A 16,980-nucleotide genomic window follows, 5' to 3' on the forward strand; every position below is an offset into this window, starting at 1 on the left:
GGAAAGCGGCACTAAATCGATTTACCATCATGTTCGATGAGCGTATGCCACAGCATTAAACGATTCCCCGATTACACAAAATCAAGGACACCCTCGACGAATCGACATTGGCGAAGTTATTCCATCACTGCCGGCAACTGCGCGGCAAGCGCGTTTTTTTCCTTGGTTGAAACACCCAGCAGCGCGTATCCCAGCAATTCGCCTTCCACACCTTGAAACAAGGCTTTGACCCCGTTTTCGTCTTCCTCTACCAGCCACTCTCCCTGTTTCCCTGCGTCGGGCGGTGACACTACTGCTGGGCAAGCCGGTGTCTTTACCAGCACAGGCATGGCAGGGTAGCGTACTGGAGTCAGGGTCTGGGCAAGCGTTGCCGCGAGTCCGCGCGCCGCATGCATGATCGGCATCACGAATGGCAATACTCTACCTTCCACTTCGGCGCAGTCGCCCAAAGCATAAATATCCTCATAACAGGTTTGCAGCGAGCGGTTGACCGAGATACCGCGATTCACCGCAATACCGGCTGCTTGAGCCAGTGCGGTCCGTGGACGCAACCCGACAGCGGAAAGCACGATATCCGTCTGGATGATTTCTCCATTGGCGAGCGTCAGACGCAGGCTTTCTTGTACACGTTCCACATATTGAGTCGCCGCACCCAGGTGAAAAACGACACCGGCTGCTTCCAGCCTGCGTTGCATGAAGGCACCGCCAGCTTGCGGTAGCAGCCGACCCAGAGGTTGTGCACTGATATCGATCACGCGTACCCGGTAACCCGCCATGGTCAGGTCATTGGCGAATTCGCAACCGATCAGGCCCGCGCCCAGGATGGTCACCTCTTTTTTTCCTTCCAGAACATTCCGCAAACGCTCGTAGTCATCGAGATCGTTTACGGAAAGAATATCTCCCGTCCCCTCGCCTTCCAGCGGCAACCGGATTGCATCAGCCCCCAGCGCCAGAACGAGCTGGCTATAGGATAATTTCTCCCCACCTTCCAGGGTTATAGTTTTACCGGATGGATCAATGGCCGCCACCCGGCTATAGGGCCGGATCGTCATCTTCAGCTGTGCGGCCATTTTCTCGGCGCTGGCATTCAGTATGGATGCAGGTGTTTTCCCGGTCGCCAGGGCGTTCGAAAGCATCGGCTTGGAGTAAAATCCGCCATGATCCGCGGAAATGATCAGGATAGGCGTTTCCGCATCCAACTTGCGAAATTCCCGGGCCACGGTATAACCGCCGATACCGCTACCGATGATGATTACCGGGTCCTTGCTCATGCCTGTGCCCCCGGCAGTGCAAGACCGGCACTCATCATGGCAGCATTACGTCTTTTTTCGCGCATGGTCCCCACGCAGGCGAGTGTGTTCATATTGTGTCGAGCGACTTTTGTATTAACATAGATAAAAATGCAGCGATTACGCCTGCCTTGTTGAAATTCGATCATTCCGTTTCCTTGTGATAGTCTGGTATTCAAGCTCGGCAACGGGACCCTGTTTGTAGGATTGGTGGAGCGAAGCATAACCCATCATTCGGTCACCCATGTCCTATCCGTACGCAGCAATGACGCGGTCCAAAAAATTATCTCGTAGGTTGGGGTGACGAAGGAACCCCAACGTTTATTTCCAACGGCAAGAATGTTGGATGTACACCTACGCTAGCTAAAAAATATGAGCATGCGTTAGAAATACGCTCTCGTATTCGGCACCCGGATCGCGAGAAAGTTTACACTAGCGAAACCTCGCCACCCGCGAAAATCCGTGAATGACGCGAGCGGGCCCAAAAGTATAACTGAGATAACCGGCAGGACTTCAAGTGCTGATGAGCAAAAAATGACAAGTATCGGTTTCATCGGCCTCGGTATCATGGGAAAGCCCATGGCCGGGCACCTTATCAAGGGCGGCCACACATTGTTTCTGCATTCCCGCAGTGGCGTGCCGGATGAATTGCTCAAGCTGGGGGGCAAGGCCTGCTCTTCGCCCAGCAAAGTCGCACAAGGCGCCGACATTGTCATCACCATGCTGCCTGATACGCAGGATGTGGAACAGGTGCTGTTCGGCAAGAATGGCGTGGTCGAAGGGTTGCGCGAGCTGAGCGGCAGCAATCGCGAAAGCCCGATTGCAGGCAAGATCGTGATGGATATGAGCTCCATCTCTCCCATCGAAACCAGAACATTCGCTGCCGCTATCAACAAGCTCGGTTGTGACTATGTGGATGCGCCCGTGTCCGGTGGCGATATAGGCGCAATGAATGCAACCCTTACCATTATGGTAGGCGCAACGGAACCGGTATTCGAGAAGATCAGGCATGTTCTCGAATTACTGGGAAAAACAATAACGCTGATCGGAGAGAATGGCGCAGGTCAGGTTTGCAAGATTGCCAACCAGATCATCGCTGCGCTTACTATCGAGGCTGTCGGCGAGGGCCTGCTGTTTGCGTCCAAGGCCGGCGCCGATCCAGCCAGGGTGCGCCAGGCGCTGATGGGTGGGTTTGCTTCATCGCGCGTCCTGGAAGTTCATGGCGAGCGTATGATCAAGCGCGCGTTCGAGCCGGGATTCCGCATAGAATTGCATCGGAAGGATTTGGATCTCGCACTCTCTAATGCACATGCGTTGGGCATCAGTTTGCCCAATACCGCCGCCGTTCAGCAAATGTTCAATGCATGCATTGCCCATGGCGGCGCGAAGTTGGATAGCGCAGCAATGATACAAATACTGGAAAAATTGTCGAATCATGAAATTAACGATTCGATTCAGGATTCGCAAAAAGAATCGAATTAACCGAGTTTAATAATTGAGATGAATGCGCTCGAGCTTGTTTCCAGGCTACGCACCTTTCTGCCATCCGATGCAGTGCTTCATGAGATCGAGGACCTGAGGCCCTACGAGTGCGATGGCTTGTCGGCATACCGGCAAATGCCCTTGATCGTGGCACTGCCGCGAACCGAAAATGAAGTGATCGAAATTTTAGAGGTGTGTTACGTAGCAAAAATCCCGGTAGTGGCACGCGGGGCGGGAACCGGCCTGTCCGGGGGCGCGCTGCCCCATGCGGAAGGTGTGCTTCTGTCGCTCGCCAAGTTGAAACAAATACTTGAGCTTGACCCGGTTGCACGCACTGCGCGGGTGCAGCCAGGGGTGCGCAATCTCGCCATCAGCGAAGCGGCGGCAGCGCATGGGCTATATTATGCACCCGATCCGTCATCGCAGATTGCCTGCTCCATCGGCGGTAATGTGGCCGAAAATTCGGGAGGCGTACACTGCCTGAAATATGGACTCACTGTGCATAACATTATCAAACTGCGCGTGATAACCATAGATGGCGAGATCCTTGAAATCGGCGCTGATGGGCTGGATGCGCCAGGTTACGACCTGCTGGCGCTCATGACGGGCAGCGAGGGCATGTTGGGGGTCGTGACTGAAGTTACCGTAAAACTCACGCCCAAGCCGGAAAAAGCCCAGGTGGTCCTTGCTGCATTTAATGACCTGCGTAGTGCCGGTGATGCGGTGGCGAACGTGATCGGCGCGGGTATTATTCCGGCCGGTATGGAAATGATGGATAAAATCACTACCCGCGCCGTGGAGGAGTACGTGCATGCGGGCTACAACCTTGATGCGGCCGCGATTCTGCTATGCGAAGCCGACGGTACGGCAGAGGAAGTGGCAGAAGAAATCCGGCATATTAACGAAATCATGGCAAGAAGCGGCGCGATCGAGATCAGGACGTCCCGCGATGAGGCCGAGCGGCTCAAATTCTGGGCTGGACGCAAAGCTGCCTTCCCGGCAGCGGGCCGCATATCGCCGGATTACTACTGCATGGACGGAACCATTCCCCGCAAGAGTCTTGCAAACGTATTGTCCGGAATCGAAGCGCTCTCCGTCGAGTATGGCCTGCGTTGCATGAATGTCTTCCATGCCGGCGACGGCAACTTGCATCCGCTGATTCTTTACGACGCAAATCAGCCGGGAGAGCTTGAATTAACCGAGAAATTTGGCGCAAGGATACTTCAGATGTGTATTCAGGCCGGGGGAACCATTACGGGTGAGCATGGAGTCGGTATGGAAAAAATCGACCAGATGTGTTCTCAGTTCAAGATCGGCGAACTGAAGATGTTTCATGCGGTAAAGGCGGCCTTTGATCCGGATGGACTGCTGAATCCCGGAAAAGCGGTGCCGACGCTACGCCGTTGCGCCGAGCATGGCGCCATGCATGTGCATCGCGGCGAAGAAAAATTCCCAGGACTGCCGAGGTTTTGAAAATTGATGAGGCGATGCACAGTCTGAAGACTGGCAAGGATTAGGCATGCAATATCTCATCGATCAATTTGCCGACACCATTCAAGCGGCCGGCAGCGCTGACGAGCCATTAATAATACGCAGCGGCGGCACCAAGGATTTCTATGGCAGTCGCGTTGTTCCCCTGGCCCTGGCCGATCCTCTTCCTTCGGGTGGCGGCATTCTCGATGCCACCGCTTACGCCGGTATAGTCGATTACGAACCTACCGAGCTGGTGGTCACCGCTCGCGCAGGGACGCGACTGTCCGATCTTGAAACCGAACTGGCCAGGCACGGTCAGATGCTGGCTTTCGAGCCGCCCCATTTTGGTGCTGGCGCTACCCTCGGTGGTTGTGTTGCTACCGGCTTGTCCGGTCCGCGCCGGGCATCCGCCGGCGCGGTACGCGACTTTGTGCTGGGAGTGCGCATGCTGGATGGTAGAGGAGAGGATCTGCGTTTTGGCGGCCAGGTCATGAAGAATGTCGCCGGCTACGATGTCTCGCGTTTGATGACGGGTTCGATGGGCACGCTGGGTCTCTTGCTCGAGGTTTCCCTCAAAGTGCTGCCGCTACCGGCAATGGAGCTTACGCTGTGCTTACCGATGAACGAGACGGAAGCCATCGAAAAGATGAATTTTTGGGCAGGTAAACCGTTACCGGTTTCCGCAATCTGTTTCTGCGATGGTGTCCTTTTTTTGAGGCTCTCCGGTGCAGCCCCTGCCGTGCGCGCCGCGCGTGCGATAATGGGTGGGGAGGAAATCGATGACGGCGCCGTTTTCTGGGAAACAGTGCGCGAACAGACCCACCCGCTTTTTCAGACAAGGAAGCCGCTCTGGCGACTCTCCATAAAATCGACGACTCCGCCACTATCGCTGCCCGGGAATCAATTGATCGAATGGGGTGGAGCGTTGCGCTGGCTGGTAATGGACTCGGCTGATGCGGATACCGAGGCCGTGCATTCCGCGATACGCAGTGCGGCGAAAGCCGCGGGCGGTCATGCTACTTTATTTCGCAGCGACGGATCGTGCGCCCCCGTGTTTCATCCGCTCACGCCGGCTATGATGAATATCACTCGCCGCCTGAAAGAAAAATTCGACCCTATGCGTATACTCAATCCCGGCCGGATATACCCGGAAATATAAACCTAAATCCGGTAGTTGGACGGGGTGAAGTGTGCGGTTTTTGGGGTACAGGGCAAGGCGCAACGACGCGGAATGGTCGTTCCATTCCAAGAAGTTGCAACGCAGCCATGTGCCGCAAAAACTGTGCAATTCACCCCGTAGCGCCCTCACCCGGAAAGTGAGCGTCAAATATATGAAATATTGTTATTAATCATGACACGGACCTATTAAATGAGCGGTCAACTACCGGATTTAGGGTAAATGCAAACCCATCTCGCCGACTTCATCAAAGACTCTCCGGAAGGACAGGAAGCGGAGGCGATACTGCGGAATTGCGTTCATTGCGGCTTCTGCCTTGCCACCTGCCCGACTTATCAGTTGCTGGGCGACGAACTGGATAGCCCGCGTGGGCGTATCTATTTGATAAAACAGGTGCTGGAAGGCGCACCGGTCACGCAAAAGACACAATTGCATCTCGACCGTTGTCTCACTTGCCGCGCCTGCGAGACGGTTTGTCCCTCCGGCGTGCAATATGGACGGTTGGTGGATATCGGCCGTGGCATTGTTGAGAAAAAGGTGGGACGCAGTTTCGCTGCAGCTACTGTCCGATATGCATTGCGCCAGACGCTACCCAACCCAGGGATGTTTGCTTCATTGCTGAAGCTGGGGCGGTCTGCGCGCCCGTTACTGCCGGGTGTGCTTCGGGATTCAATACCGCATATTAAGAATTCTCAACCTGCGGGACCACGGTTCTCTCAGCCTCCTGTACAACATCAACGCAAAATGCTGGTGCTGGAAGGCTGCGTACAGCCGACGCTGGCGCCTAACATCAACGCCGCAGCCGCAAGAATATTGGATAAGCTCGGCATATCCCTCATCAAGGCGCCGAATGCAGGTTGCTGCGGCGCCGTGTCTTACCATCTTAATGCCCAGCAGGAAGGGCTGGATTACATGCGCCGCAATGTGGACGCCTGGTGGCCGTATGTCGGAATGCAAGATGACGGAGGAGGAGAAGGGGCAACTGGAGTGGAAGCCATCGTCATGACCGCCAGTGGTTGCGGCGTGACCGTAAAGGAATATGGCCATTTATTGCGTCATGATCCTGCCTATGCGGAAAAGGCGGCACGGATTTCCGAACTGACTAAAGATATCAGCGAAATCCTGGAAGCCGAGACCCAAGCACTCGCGTCACTCCTCGACAGACCGCTGGCGAACACGGGTGACATAAAAAACCCCAGGCTCGCCTTCCATTCCCCCTGTACTCTGCAACATGGAATGCAAATCCGGGGTGTTGCCGAGAAGATTCTGGTTGCCGCAGGCTTTGAATTGACTTATGTGCCGGATGCGCATCTTTGCTGCGGATCGGCAGGCACCTACTCCATTTTGCAGCCTGAACTGTCGCAACAGCTACTGAAAAACAAGGTAACGGCGCTGGAATCGGGCCAGCCAATCCGGATCGCGACCGCCAATATAGGATGCCTCATGCACGTCCGGAGCGGTACGTCGTTGCCAGTCGAGCACTGGATCGAAATACTGGACGAAAAACTCCAGGTAACGACGTCCGGCCAGTTGAATCCGCCGCGCAAGTAAAGGAATGAGAGATCAAGTAAAATTCTTGAGCTTTGTGCCGCTGGTAGCGGTGCATATGTGATCGTCTTTCTTCATCTTCTTCCATACGATGCCAAGGCGGCGACGCTGCTTTTTTGCCCTGATGTAACCCTATATAATCGGATTTCTTTCCGTATTCTTCTGTCAGCCCGAGACTATCCATGAGCTCTGTCAAGTCTATGGCGAAAAAATCAAGCCCCAATCCCTTGCCGCCGAGGGTTGTCAGGCTGCTGCGCGAATCCGCGGGGCTCGCATTGCTCGGCGTTGCGCTTTACCTAGTGCTGATATTCCATGGATATGAGCGTGCCGATCCCGGGTGGTCCCATAGTGGCGCGGCGACCGTGCAAAATCCCGGCGGGACGGCGGGGGCTTGGCTGGCGGACTTGCTGCTATATCTATTCGGCGTTTCAGCCTGGTGGTGGGTGTTATTTTGCGCTTTTCTCGTAACGTGGGCTTATCACCGTATCGATGGGGGCATATTCGATCGTCGCCCATTGTTTGTTTCGGCTGTCGGTTTTCTTGTTTTGCTGTTCGCCAGCAGCGGACTTGAAGCATTGCGCTTTTATACGCTCCAAATAACGTTGCCCCAGACGCCGGGCGGTGTGCTGGGCCTGATAATCAGCAAGAACCTGTCGCAGATGCTGGGCTTTACCGGCACGACGCTGGCGCTGATGACATTGATCGCGATCGGCTTCAGCTTGTTTACCGGTCTGTCGTGGCTGCGTTTCGTCGAGAAGCTGGGCGCGGTGATAGAGGGAAGCTGCCTGATCGTCAGGCGCCGTTGGGAAGACTGGCAGGATCGCCGCGCGGGCCTGGCCTCGGCAATCAAGCGGGACGAATTGGTCGAGGTCGGGAAAAAACGTTTCCAGGAAAATCCGCCTTTACATATCGAGCAGCCCGCCACCATGATTCCGAAGTCGCCGCGGGTGATCAAGGAAAAACAGACGCCGCTATTCGTCGATTTACCCGATTCGCCTTTGCCGCCGTTGCGCCTGCTGGATGAGCCGGCGAAAAAGGATGTGGAAATCCTGTCGACCGACACGCTCGAATTTACTTCGCGCCTGATCGAGCGGAAGCTGATCGATTTTGGCGTGGAGGTCAAGGTGGTGGCCGCTTATCCCGGCCCCGTCATTACCCGGTACGAGATCGAGCCCGCTGTGGGTGTAAAGGGCAACCAGATTCTCAATCTGGTGAAAGATCTGGCGCGTTCGTTGTCGGTTGTGAGCATACGCGTGGTGGAAACCATTCCGGGAAAGACCAGCATGGGTCTGGAGATTCCCAACCCCAAGCGGCAGGTGGTGCGGCTATCGGAAATTCTCAGTTCGCAAGCTTATGCCGAGATGGCGTCGCCGCTGACCATGGCGTTAGGCAAGGACATCGGCGGCCATCCGGTAGTAGCGGACCTGGCCAGAATGCCCCATGTGCTGGTTGCGGGAACGACCGGATCAGGCAAATCGGTGGCAATCAACGCCATGATACTGAGCCTTATCTATAAGGCTACGCCTGAGCAGGTGCGCCTGATTCTGGTAGATCCAAAAATGCTCGAGTTGTCGGTTTATGAAGGCATTCCGCATCTGCTGGCGCCCGTGGTGACGGATATGCGCCAGGCGGCTAGCGCGCTGCGGTGGGGGGTGGCGGAAATGGAGCGGCGCTACAAGCTGATGTCTGCGCTGGGTGTGCGTAACCTCGGTGGGTATAACCAGAAAGTCCGGGATGCAATCAAGAGCGAACAGCCATTGACCAATCCATTCAGCTTGACGCCGGACGCACCAGAGCCGCTGGAAGAGATGCCATTGATCGTAGTGGTAATAGATGAATTGGCGGATTTGATGATGGTGGTGGGCAAAAAAGTCGAGGAATTGATTGCTCGGCTGGCGCAGAAAGCACGTGCCGCCGGTGTGCATTTGCTGCTCGCCACGCAGCGGCCTTCGGTCGATGTGATTACCGGCCTTATCAAAGCCAATATTCCGACCCGCGTGGCGTTTCAGGTGTCCAGCAAGGTGGATTCGCGCACCATTCTGGATCAGATGGGGGCGGAGGCGCTGCTTGGGCAGGGCGACATGCTTTATCTGCCTCCCGGCAGCGGTTATCCGCAACGGGTGCATGGCGCTTTCGTCGCCGATCAGGAAGTGCACAGGGTGGTGGAATACCTGAAGGCGCATGGTGCGCCGCGTTATGTGGACGGCGTACTTAATTCTATCGAAGATGAGGGCGGCGCGAGCGAAAGCGCTGGCATAGCAGGTCAGGAAGGCAGCGAAGCCGATCCGCTTTACGACGACGCGGTTGCGATGGTGCTCAAGTCACGCCGCGCTTCAATCTCGCTGGTACAGCGGCACTTGCGTATCGGCTATAACCGCGCTGCGCGCCTGATTGAAGAAATGGAACGTGCAGGCCTGGTTTCAGCCATGCAGACCAACGGTAATCGGGAGGTATTAGTCCCGGCGCGCAACGACTAGTCGATGTGAAAGACGACATCACGACGAATTGCAAGAATACCGGTCTGCTACTTTTGTTCGTGCTTTAAAAAAGGACGAAGTTGTTGCATAAATCAAGACCGCCCTCCTCTCCGGATTCCTTGGAGAGCGGGCGGTCCGAGCGTGGTTCAGGTCAATTTTCCAGCCGATTACGGTACGATCCGGTTGTTGAGGATGACTTTGCTTTGGCCATTCCAGACGACGTCGGTCAGGTTGGAGTAGCGGGTGATGATCTGTGCTGCAATCCCGCCTGCAAACAGTCCCGACCAGCCCAGGATGACGAAGCCCCAGTGCAGCGGTGCGCTGAAGAGTTCTTCCATGAACCAGAAGGCATGACCCCATTCGTTCAAGCCTACGTTCGGCAGGATCATGAGCGGTCCGGCTATGGCCATGACGAGCGGGAACGAGGTGCCCCGGGAGTACAGCGGCAGGCGGGTCATGGCGTACAGGTAGCTTGCCACGCCGCAGACGATGTACATGGGGAAGGAGCCATAAAATACGACGACGTGGCTGGGGGTGAAGCTGGTGTCGCGGATGATGACCTGGTGCCAGGAGGCGTCTTGCTCGGTGAAGAAGCTGCCGCCCCAGTAAACACCAAACAGATAAACGCCCAGCCACATCATCCAGTAGAAGTAACGCTTGACTTCCAGTTTGGGGTCAAGGTTGTCCAGGTTGGTGTCGCGGGTCTTCCAGATCCAGCCCCAGGTGATGAGGGCAAAGATCGGCATGACGATCATGTGGACGCGCCATAGTCCCATCCATACTTTCTCAAACTCGGGTTCCATGGAGTCCATGCCGTGCGAGTAGGCGTAGGTCCGCTGGTACCAAACCCAGAATATCGCTACCAGCAGCATGGTGATGAGCCCGAATTTGTACCACCTCGAGTCATACCACTCCGACATGTCGTAGTCCCGGCCGCTTGCCTTGGCGTGACCCGATGTTTCCAGTGTTGTTGCCATGTTGTTTCCTCCTGTTGCCAATAGTTGAGAGAATAACTACCAACATTAAGTTGACGGGGAACTATTCTCCGCCAGCAAAAATTAGACTTTGTTGTTATAGGACGGTTCCAACATTTTTATGCCGGCTTTTCAGCCTGGTTCATATATACGATATCTCCCGGAATACGATATCTTCCGGGAAAGTGCTGATCACAGCTTGCTCCCCGAGATGCTTTCGACATGATGCGGGACATTTTTGGCCGGGAAAAAACGGAAGCCGGTAAAATCGCAGGCGAAACCAGATCAAACCAGCTTACGATCTGGAAAATCGGAAAAATGGTATTTTCAGGTAAACCGGGCTTATTCCACACGGGCGAAAGCACTTCTTTATAATACTTCCCTTGATGACTTAAGGAATACCATGAAGCTACCGGAACGATGCTGGATTTTTTTGCTGTTCTTTTTGTTTATCTCTACCGCTGAGGCAAGTGCGATAAGCAGTCTCAAGAATTTCATTCAGAATACCCGTACTGTTAGATCGGTGTTTTCACAGACTGTTCTCGATAGAAGTGGACGCGCGGTACAAAAAGGCGGCGGTACGATGCAATTCGAGCGTCCGGGCAAGTTTCGATGGATTTACGAGAAACCGTACGAGCAGCTTATTGTGGGCGATGGTTCCCGCATATGGTTTTATGATCGTGATCTTAATCAGGTAACCGTGCGCAAGCTTGATGTCGCTATCGGCAGCACCCCCGCAGCGTTGCTTGCAGGGAACAGTGACATTGAAAATAATTTCGATCTAACGGAAATCGGCTTGCAGGGAGACACAGAGTGGCTGGAAGCCAAACCCAAAGCCAAGGAAAGCACGTTTGAATGGGTGCGCCTGGGATTCGCACCGGGGGGCGCCCTGAAGAGCATGGAGTTGCATGATAACTTCGGCCAGACCACGGTGCTTACCTTTAGCCGAGTGGAACAAAACCCCAGGTTGGCGCCGGAATTGTTTAAATTCAGCCCACCGGAAGGTGCGGACGTGATCAGTGACTGACTTGTTCGGTCAACGTGAAGCTGTCGCGCCGCTCGCCGAGCAGTTGCGTCCTCATGAACTGAAGGATGTTGTTGGGCAGTCTCATTTGCTCGGCCCGGGCAAGCCGCTACGTCTTGCGTTTGAATCCGGCAAGCCGCATTCGATGATACTGTGGGGGCCGCCCGGCACCGGCAAAACGACGCTGGCACGACTAATGGCGAGGGTGTTTGATGCTGAATTCATCGCCTTGTCGGCGGTGTTATCGGGCGTCAAGGATATCAGGGAAGCGATTGAACGCGCACAGGCCGTATTGCAGCAATCCGGACGTCACACGATCCTATTTGTGGATGAAGTGCATCGCTTCAACAAATCGCAACAGGACGCGTTTCTACCCTATGTCGAACAGGGGTTGGTGACATTCATCGGGGCCACTACCGAGAATCCTTCGTTTGAGGTTAACAGCGCATTACTGTCCCGGGCACAGGTTTATGTTCTCACTGCCTTATCCGAAGATGAGCTCGCTACCTTGTTCAAGCGAGCGGAGTATCTCGCATTGCAGGGATTGAATTTTTCCGATGACGCCAGACGCTTATTGATCGAATATTCGGACGGTGACGCGCGGCGTCTGCTCAACTTTCTCGAACAGATAAAAACCGCGGCAACGACCGAGGGAATTGCGGAAATAGAAGCGGAGTATGTGCATAATGCGCTTTCCCGCGCCAAGCGCCGCTTTGATAAAGGCGGAGATGAGTATTTCGACCAGATTTCGGCGCTTCATAAATCCCTGCGTGGTTCCAACCCGGACGCGACGCTCTACTGGATGTGCCGGATGTTGGACGGAGGCGCCGATCCACGCTACATAGCGCGGCGCTTGATTCGAGCATCCGTGGAGGACATCGGTCTGGCCGATCCGCGTGCGTTACGGGTAGCGCTCGATGCTTCGGAGACTTACGAGCGCCTGGGCAGCCCGGAGGGGGAATTAGCGCTGGCGCAAGCGGCGCTTTATCTCGCTTGTGCGCCCAAGAGCAACGCCGCTTACCTTGCGTATAATAAAATCCGATCTTTTATCAGCGGCGATAAGTCACGCCGCGTACCTGAGCATTTGCGCAACGCACCTACCCGCCTGATGAAGGATATGGGCTTTGGGCGAGACTACCGCTATGCTCATGACGATCCCGAAGCCTACGCCGCTGGAGAAAATTATCTCCCGGAAGGCATGCCGGAGATTAAATTTTACGAACCGGTCACGCGAGGATTCGAAAGTAGGATATCCGAAAGGCTGACGTACTTGCGCGAACTCGACAAACAGGCAAAGAAAAAGCCTGGATAAGGCTGTTATTGCCCGGCACACGTTTTTTGGAGTTAGGATGTTAGATATTCAATTGTTACGTACCGATCTGGCCCATGTGGCCAGGGTTCTCGCCACGCGTAATTATGTTTTTCCGACTACGGAATTCAGCGCCCTGGAGGCGGAACGCAAGAATCTGCAGACCCATACGGAGGAGCTTCAGGCGCGGCGAAATGCCGCCTCCAGACAGATCGGTAACGCCAAAAGCAGAGGAGAGGACGTCTCGGGTATCCTTGCGGAGGTGGCTGATCTTGGCGACGAGCTAAGGCAGGCGGAAGCCCGGTTACAAAAAACGCAAACTGGGTTGCAGCAACTATTGTTGCAGATTCCCAACCTGCCCCATGGCAGCGTGCCGGAGGGCATTAGTGAAGCCGATAACCAGGAGGTGCGCCGTTGGGGAACACCGCGCACATTCGATTTTATGGTGAGAGATCATGTGAGCGTAGGCGAGGGTCTGGGATTGCTGGATTTTCCCACCGCCACCAAGCTCAGCGGCGCACGTTTCAGCTTGATGACAGGCGCGCTCGCACGGCTTCACCGCGCTCTTGCGCAATTCATGCTGGACACACATACGCAGGAGCACGGCTATACCGAGACATATGTCCCCTATCTGGTTAATGCGGAAAGCTTGCGGGGCACCGGGCAGTTGCCGAAGTTCAAGGAGGACCTGTTCGAGATCCCCCGAAAAAAGGCAGGTTCGGTTGAAGTTCTTTCGGGGCAAGAGAATTATCAAGACGCGTTCACGGGTAATTCGCCCTATCAGCCCGAAGGGGATGATCTGTATCTGATCCCCACCGCCGAAGTTCCACTCTCCAACATGGTGCGCGATCGAATCGTTGCTCTCGAATCGCTCCCCATCAAGCTCACCGCGCATACACCATGTTTCCGCTCGGAAGCGGGAAGCTATGGCAGGGATACGCGTGGCATGATCCGGCAGCATCAGTTCGAGAAGGTAGAGCTGGTGCAGATTGTGCATCCACAACATTCCTACGAAGCACTGGAGGAGTTGACCACTCATGCGGAAACGATTCTTCAGAAACTGGAATTGCCTTATCGCGTAATGACCTTGTGCACGGCGGATATGGGTTTCTCGGCGGCTAAAACATATGACATCGAAGTCTGGTTGCCGGAGCAGAATGTCTTTCGCGAAATTTCTTCATGCAGTAATTGCGAGGCATTCCAGGCGCGGCGCATGCAGGCGCGCTTTCGCAACGAAAAAGGTAAACCGGAATTATTGCATACCGTTAACGGCTCGGGGTTGGCGGTGGGACGGACGCTGGTGGCGATTCTGGAAAATTTTCAAAATTCCGATGGCAGCGTATCCATTCCGGAAATTCTGCAACCTTATATGGGCGGTCTTGTTCGGCTTACAGCGTAGATCACTATTTTTTCATCACTTAGGGAGTTTTTATCATGCAAAACGTAACCGGCGGTGAAGCTTCTCCTGACACAATTTCGGACACATCCGCGCTCGAGGCCAAAGTGCGCAACAGCATTGCCCATGGAAACAACGTCCGTGAAGAAGTTCGGGATTTCACGGTGAAAGCCTTGAGTACGCAGGACCAGGATCAGAAATCGCTACGGAAAGTCGTGACGGCGGTGATGAAAGGAGTGAGTGAAGGCGCGCAACAAAAATTGCAACAAGCACCTGCGCAGACGCAAGCAGTATTGGAGCCTGTACGCGATGCGGTCGCCGGATTGGATGCCGCACTCGCGCAGCTTGCCGAAGCTTCAAAGCTGGCTTTGGAGGAGGCTGCAGGCCGGGCGCAAAAATTTTCAAATGAGGAGCTTACCCGCGCCCGCACTGAACTGGAGAGTGTTGAGACACTTTTTCTGGACGTCGTACAGGCATCCGCTTCCGCCGCTCAGGAACTGGTGAAGGAAACCCTGGGGGATTTGATTGGCCACGCCAAACGCAACGGAACCGCGGTTGGTTCTCAGGTGAAGGACACCCTCGTGGTTTTTAATCAGCAGATGACCTCGGTCGGGCAGAACCAGCTAGAGGCGGGCATCGAGCTGACTCATGCCATCACCAATCTGATGCGTGAAGCAACTGCCGGAGTACTTGCCGGGATTGCAGAGCGCGTTAAACCGGACGATATACCCAAGACAGATCGAGGTTAACCGACTTTTCTAAATGAGCGACTCCGGAAAAACTCCACCGGCTGATCATTGGAATGATGCCATGGACCCCAAGGTCCTGCAATGGCCTGTTCAACCTGCAAATCAGACGCTGCAGCCGTCCGTGTCGCAAGCGCTACCCCCACTACCCGTCGGGATAGCTTCAGCCATGCCGGAAGATTCATCAATTTCTTCGGAAAGCAGCGTACCGATCGAGAATCCAATCGTAAGATCGCTCACATGTCCGAATTTATGCAGACGGATGTGCCCGGTTCTATCGATCAGAACCAGGGATGGCGTGCCCTGCATCCGATAAGCATGCATGGTCAACGGAATGCCTTTTGGTTCGCCGTCATACTTGTCGATACCAATCGGAAATCGCAGCCGATACTCATGTATAAATACTTCGAGGGCGTCGGGGCCCATCACGGCGTGATGTTCGAATACCGTGTGCAACCCGATCACTGCTACGCGATCAGGATCGAATTCCTGATATATTCTCTGCGCCTGCGGAATACCTACCTGCACGCAACCGGGACAGAAAATCTGAAAAGTATGCAATACAACCACTTTCCCCCGCAGTGAGGCGAGCGTAATCGGTCGCGGCGTATTGAACCATCCTGACGTTTGCAGCTCCGGAGCCATGCTTGCCGTAGCCGCGTTACTGGTTTCCGCCATTCTCATACCCTCTGGAAAATCTCATCAAATAGAACCGCTGAATAATTAAAACAAAATGGCGCCGCCGCGAAAATCTCAAGCCTTATTATAACGAACCCAGTTTGCCGGGGTCGATGTAAGTATCAGGAGACTCCGGAATGCGGGTTTGCCGTTATTCATGCCTCCGAAGCACCTTCACGCTTTTTTTTGCCGCTGTAATAATAGGCGGAACCCGTCTGACTCGTCAAGCAAGCACAATTTTTCTTCGCCGGATGGCCACGGTGTTATGAATATGGTACTTCAACCTGGGCGGGCGAAGCCGCATCTTCACCGGTATCCCTTCCACCGCTATCCCGTGATAGCTTCAGGGCAAGCTCATTTATTTCATTTTCGCTATACAAAGCCCTTCTAATCATGCAGGTGACGATAGAGATTCAACAATGACAAGCTCAATGGTAAACTGCGCCGTACGGAGCGGGGCCGCGCTATGCCAAAAGGATAAATTGGCGCCTGAATACTCGTATTACCATAATTCAAATAGGGTAAAATTACCACAATTAAAAGAGGGGGAAATACCGTTTTTTAGAATAGGGGCATTATTAATTTTGCTTAACGGGATAAAGTTTCTTTCTTGTACGCTCCATTTTGCTGTGGTAGAATTTTTCCGTTTCAGTAGTGGCGATTCGGATAATAGTTGAAACAGATGTTGTGAAATTCTGAAGAAATTTGATCGGCGCCAACAGAAAATCGGAATAATTTCAGCCTGAAAACCGCATTAAATATGGGTTAAGGCAACTTCGGCAATTTATGTACTATGCTTAATACGATAAGCATAGTACATAAAATTTTCATGATATAAACGTAACCCGGTTTGATGAGCTTTCGTTCGTTTCCTGTTTTGATGATCCGGTATTGAGTATTAATCAGGAAATTAATTGTTTAGATTTTATTAATGACTGCGCATAACAAATTTTTGTTTTCAGTTCAAACTTTGAACTTATGGGCATGCCATTATTCTTAATGTTTAAAATCGGCATAAGGCCGTAGAATAACACAATTACCGACATTCGCAACATGGCTATTAGGCAGAAAACATCCGGTAATCAGGATGCTTTTTTCCCGGCTATCAGGTAGGCGCCGAGCTAAACAAAAATGATCTGGAAGCCAGTCCGTGGGACCAGTCAAAGGTCGTAAAATTTTGGAATTATTGGCTCGTACTGTATTCAGCAATCAAGTGGGGGGAGATATGAGTAGCAAAGCAGCAGCAACCATAGTTGGGATTGTGGCGACCGCATTGTATTCCGGGCTGGGAATGGCGGCAGCGGCGGACCCATACCAGTTAAACTTGCCCGAGCCGCAAACGCCGATAGCCCAGCAGATATATGATCTTCACACGCTGGTTTTATGGATATGCCTGGTGATATTCGT

General features: G+C 53.9%; 13 protein-coding genes and 1 pseudogene. 10 read left to right on the top strand and 4 right to left on the bottom strand.

Translation table 11 applies throughout. The features are described from left to right. Positions 1–116: 116 nt before the first annotated feature. Together BLP78_RS14675 and BLP78_RS15695 are read right to left on the bottom strand one after the other, a co-directional pair. On the bottom strand, positions 117–1,271 hold the full coding sequence (locus tag BLP78_RS14675) for an NAD(P)/FAD-dependent oxidoreductase (RefSeq protein ID WP_090460453.1): 1,155 nt from the start codon (positions 1,269–1,271) through the stop codon (positions 117–119). After that, positions 1,268–1,438 carry a hypothetical protein gene (locus BLP78_RS15695; RefSeq protein WP_176752888.1) on the bottom strand — a complete coding sequence of 57 codons (171 nt, stop codon included), beginning with the start codon at positions 1,436–1,438 and terminating at the stop codon, positions 1,268–1,270. The genes BLP78_RS14675 and BLP78_RS15695 overlap by 4 nt, the downstream gene beginning before the upstream one ends. A 385-nt stretch (positions 1,439–1,823) precedes the next feature. Here BLP78_RS15695 and BLP78_RS14680 point away from each other — a divergent pair, with 385 nt between their 5' ends. The 5 genes from BLP78_RS14680 to BLP78_RS14700 all read left to right on the top strand — a co-directional run bounded on the left by BLP78_RS14680 (position 1,824) and on the right by BLP78_RS14700 (position 9,446). Further along, on the top strand, positions 1,824–2,771 hold the full coding sequence (locus tag BLP78_RS14680) for a 2-hydroxy-3-oxopropionate reductase (RefSeq protein WP_090460455.1): 948 nt from the start codon (positions 1,824–1,826) through the stop codon (positions 2,769–2,771). Positions 2,772–2,789: 18 nt separating this feature from the next. After that, positions 2,790–4,244, top strand: coding sequence for an FAD-linked oxidase C-terminal domain-containing protein (locus BLP78_RS14685; RefSeq protein WP_090460457.1), 1,455 nt, complete (start codon positions 2,790–2,792; stop codon positions 4,242–4,244). Between the two features lie 46 nt (positions 4,245–4,290). After that, positions 4,291–5,403, top strand: coding sequence for a glycolate oxidase subunit GlcE (gene glcE / locus BLP78_RS14690; protein WP_090460459.1), 1,113 nt, complete (start codon positions 4,291–4,293; stop codon positions 5,401–5,403). A gap of 240 nt (positions 5,404–5,643) precedes the next feature. Continuing rightward, positions 5,644–6,972: a glycolate oxidase subunit GlcF gene (glcF, locus tag BLP78_RS14695; protein WP_090460461.1), complete on the top strand. Its 1,329-nt coding sequence runs from the start codon at positions 5,644–5,646 to the stop codon at positions 6,970–6,972. Positions 6,973–7,151: 179 nt separating this feature from the next. Further along, entirely contained in the window at positions 7,152–9,446 is a 2,295-nt protein-coding gene (locus tag BLP78_RS14700; RefSeq protein ID WP_090460463.1) for a DNA translocase FtsK, read from the top strand. Between the two features lie 167 nt (positions 9,447–9,613). Here the strand turns inward: BLP78_RS14700 and BLP78_RS14705 are convergent, their stop codons facing one another. Beyond that, entirely contained in the window at positions 9,614–10,423 is an 810-nt protein-coding gene (locus BLP78_RS14705; RefSeq protein WP_090460465.1) for a methane monooxygenase/ammonia monooxygenase subunit C, read from the bottom strand. Positions 10,424–10,823: 400 nt separating this feature from the next. On the opposite strand from BLP78_RS14705, the gene lolA reads away from it, so the two are divergent. The 4 genes from lolA to BLP78_RS14725 are packed head-to-tail and all read left to right on the top strand — an operon-like array spanning position 10,824 to position 14,898. Next, positions 10,824–11,447 (top strand): outer membrane lipoprotein periplasmic chaperone LolA, encoded by a 624-nt coding sequence (lolA, locus tag BLP78_RS14710; RefSeq protein WP_090460467.1) that lies wholly within the window; start codon positions 10,824–10,826, stop codon positions 11,445–11,447. Further along, positions 11,440–12,756, top strand: coding sequence for a replication-associated recombination protein A (locus BLP78_RS14715; protein ID WP_090460469.1), 1,317 nt, complete (start codon positions 11,440–11,442; stop codon positions 12,754–12,756). Before lolA ends, BLP78_RS14715 begins: the two co-directional genes overlap by 8 nt. Before the next feature lie 37 nt (positions 12,757–12,793). Then, on the top strand, positions 12,794–14,152 hold the full coding sequence (serS, locus tag BLP78_RS14720; RefSeq protein WP_090460471.1) for a serine--tRNA ligase: 1,359 nt from the start codon (positions 12,794–12,796) through the stop codon (positions 14,150–14,152). Between the two features lie 35 nt (positions 14,153–14,187). Next, positions 14,188–14,898, top strand: coding sequence for a DUF6781 family protein (locus BLP78_RS14725; protein ID WP_090460473.1), 711 nt, complete (start codon positions 14,188–14,190; stop codon positions 14,896–14,898). A gap of 102 nt (positions 14,899–15,000) precedes the next feature. On the opposite strand, the gene BLP78_RS14730 is transcribed toward BLP78_RS14725, so the two are convergent. Beyond that, positions 15,001–15,573 carry a peroxiredoxin family protein gene (locus BLP78_RS14730; RefSeq protein ID WP_090460475.1) on the bottom strand — a complete coding sequence of 191 codons (573 nt, stop codon included), beginning with the start codon at positions 15,571–15,573 and terminating at the stop codon, positions 15,001–15,003. Between the two features lie 1,225 nt (positions 15,574–16,798). Here BLP78_RS14730 and BLP78_RS15845 point away from each other — a divergent pair. After that, a pseudogene (locus BLP78_RS15845) lies at positions 16,799–16,980 on the top strand (cytochrome c oxidase subunit II); the annotation flags it as partial.

Origin of the sequence: Nitrosospira sp. Nsp1 (genome assembly GCF_900100985.1) — a bacterium.
Classification (GTDB): domain Bacteria; phylum Pseudomonadota; class Gammaproteobacteria; order Burkholderiales; family Nitrosomonadaceae; genus Nitrosospira.

Excerpts from the sequence above, each read along its gene's own strand:
- serS (WP_090460471.1), top strand. The coding sequence starts at position 12,794 with ATGTTAGATATTCAATTGTTACGTACCGATCTGGCCCATGTGGCCAGG.
- glcE (WP_090460459.1), top strand. The coding sequence starts at position 4,291 with ATGCAATATCTCATCGATCAATTTGCCGACACCATTCAAGCGGCCGGC.
- BLP78_RS14675 (WP_090460453.1), bottom strand. The coding sequence starts at position 1,271 with ATGAGCAAGGACCCGGTAATCATCATCGGTAGCGGTATCGGCGGTTAT.
- BLP78_RS14725 (WP_090460473.1), top strand. The coding sequence starts at position 14,188 with ATGCAAAACGTAACCGGCGGTGAAGCTTCTCCTGACACAATTTCGGAC.
- BLP78_RS14700 (WP_090460463.1), top strand. The coding sequence starts at position 7,152 with ATGAGCTCTGTCAAGTCTATGGCGAAAAAATCAAGCCCCAATCCCTTG.
- BLP78_RS14680 (WP_090460455.1), top strand. The coding sequence starts at position 1,824 with ATGACAAGTATCGGTTTCATCGGCCTCGGTATCATGGGAAAGCCCATG.
- BLP78_RS14685 (WP_090460457.1), top strand. The coding sequence starts at position 2,790 with ATGAATGCGCTCGAGCTTGTTTCCAGGCTACGCACCTTTCTGCCATCC.
- BLP78_RS14730 (WP_090460475.1), bottom strand. The coding sequence starts at position 15,573 with ATGGCGGAAACCAGTAACGCGGCTACGGCAAGCATGGCTCCGGAGCTG.
- BLP78_RS15695 (WP_176752888.1), bottom strand. The coding sequence starts at position 1,438 with ATGATCGAATTTCAACAAGGCAGGCGTAATCGCTGCATTTTTATCTAT.
- BLP78_RS14705 (WP_090460465.1), bottom strand. The coding sequence starts at position 10,423 with ATGGCAACAACACTGGAAACATCGGGTCACGCCAAGGCAAGCGGCCGG.
- lolA (WP_090460467.1), top strand. The coding sequence starts at position 10,824 with ATGAAGCTACCGGAACGATGCTGGATTTTTTTGCTGTTCTTTTTGTTT.
- glcF (WP_090460461.1), top strand. The coding sequence starts at position 5,644 with ATGCAAACCCATCTCGCCGACTTCATCAAAGACTCTCCGGAAGGACAG.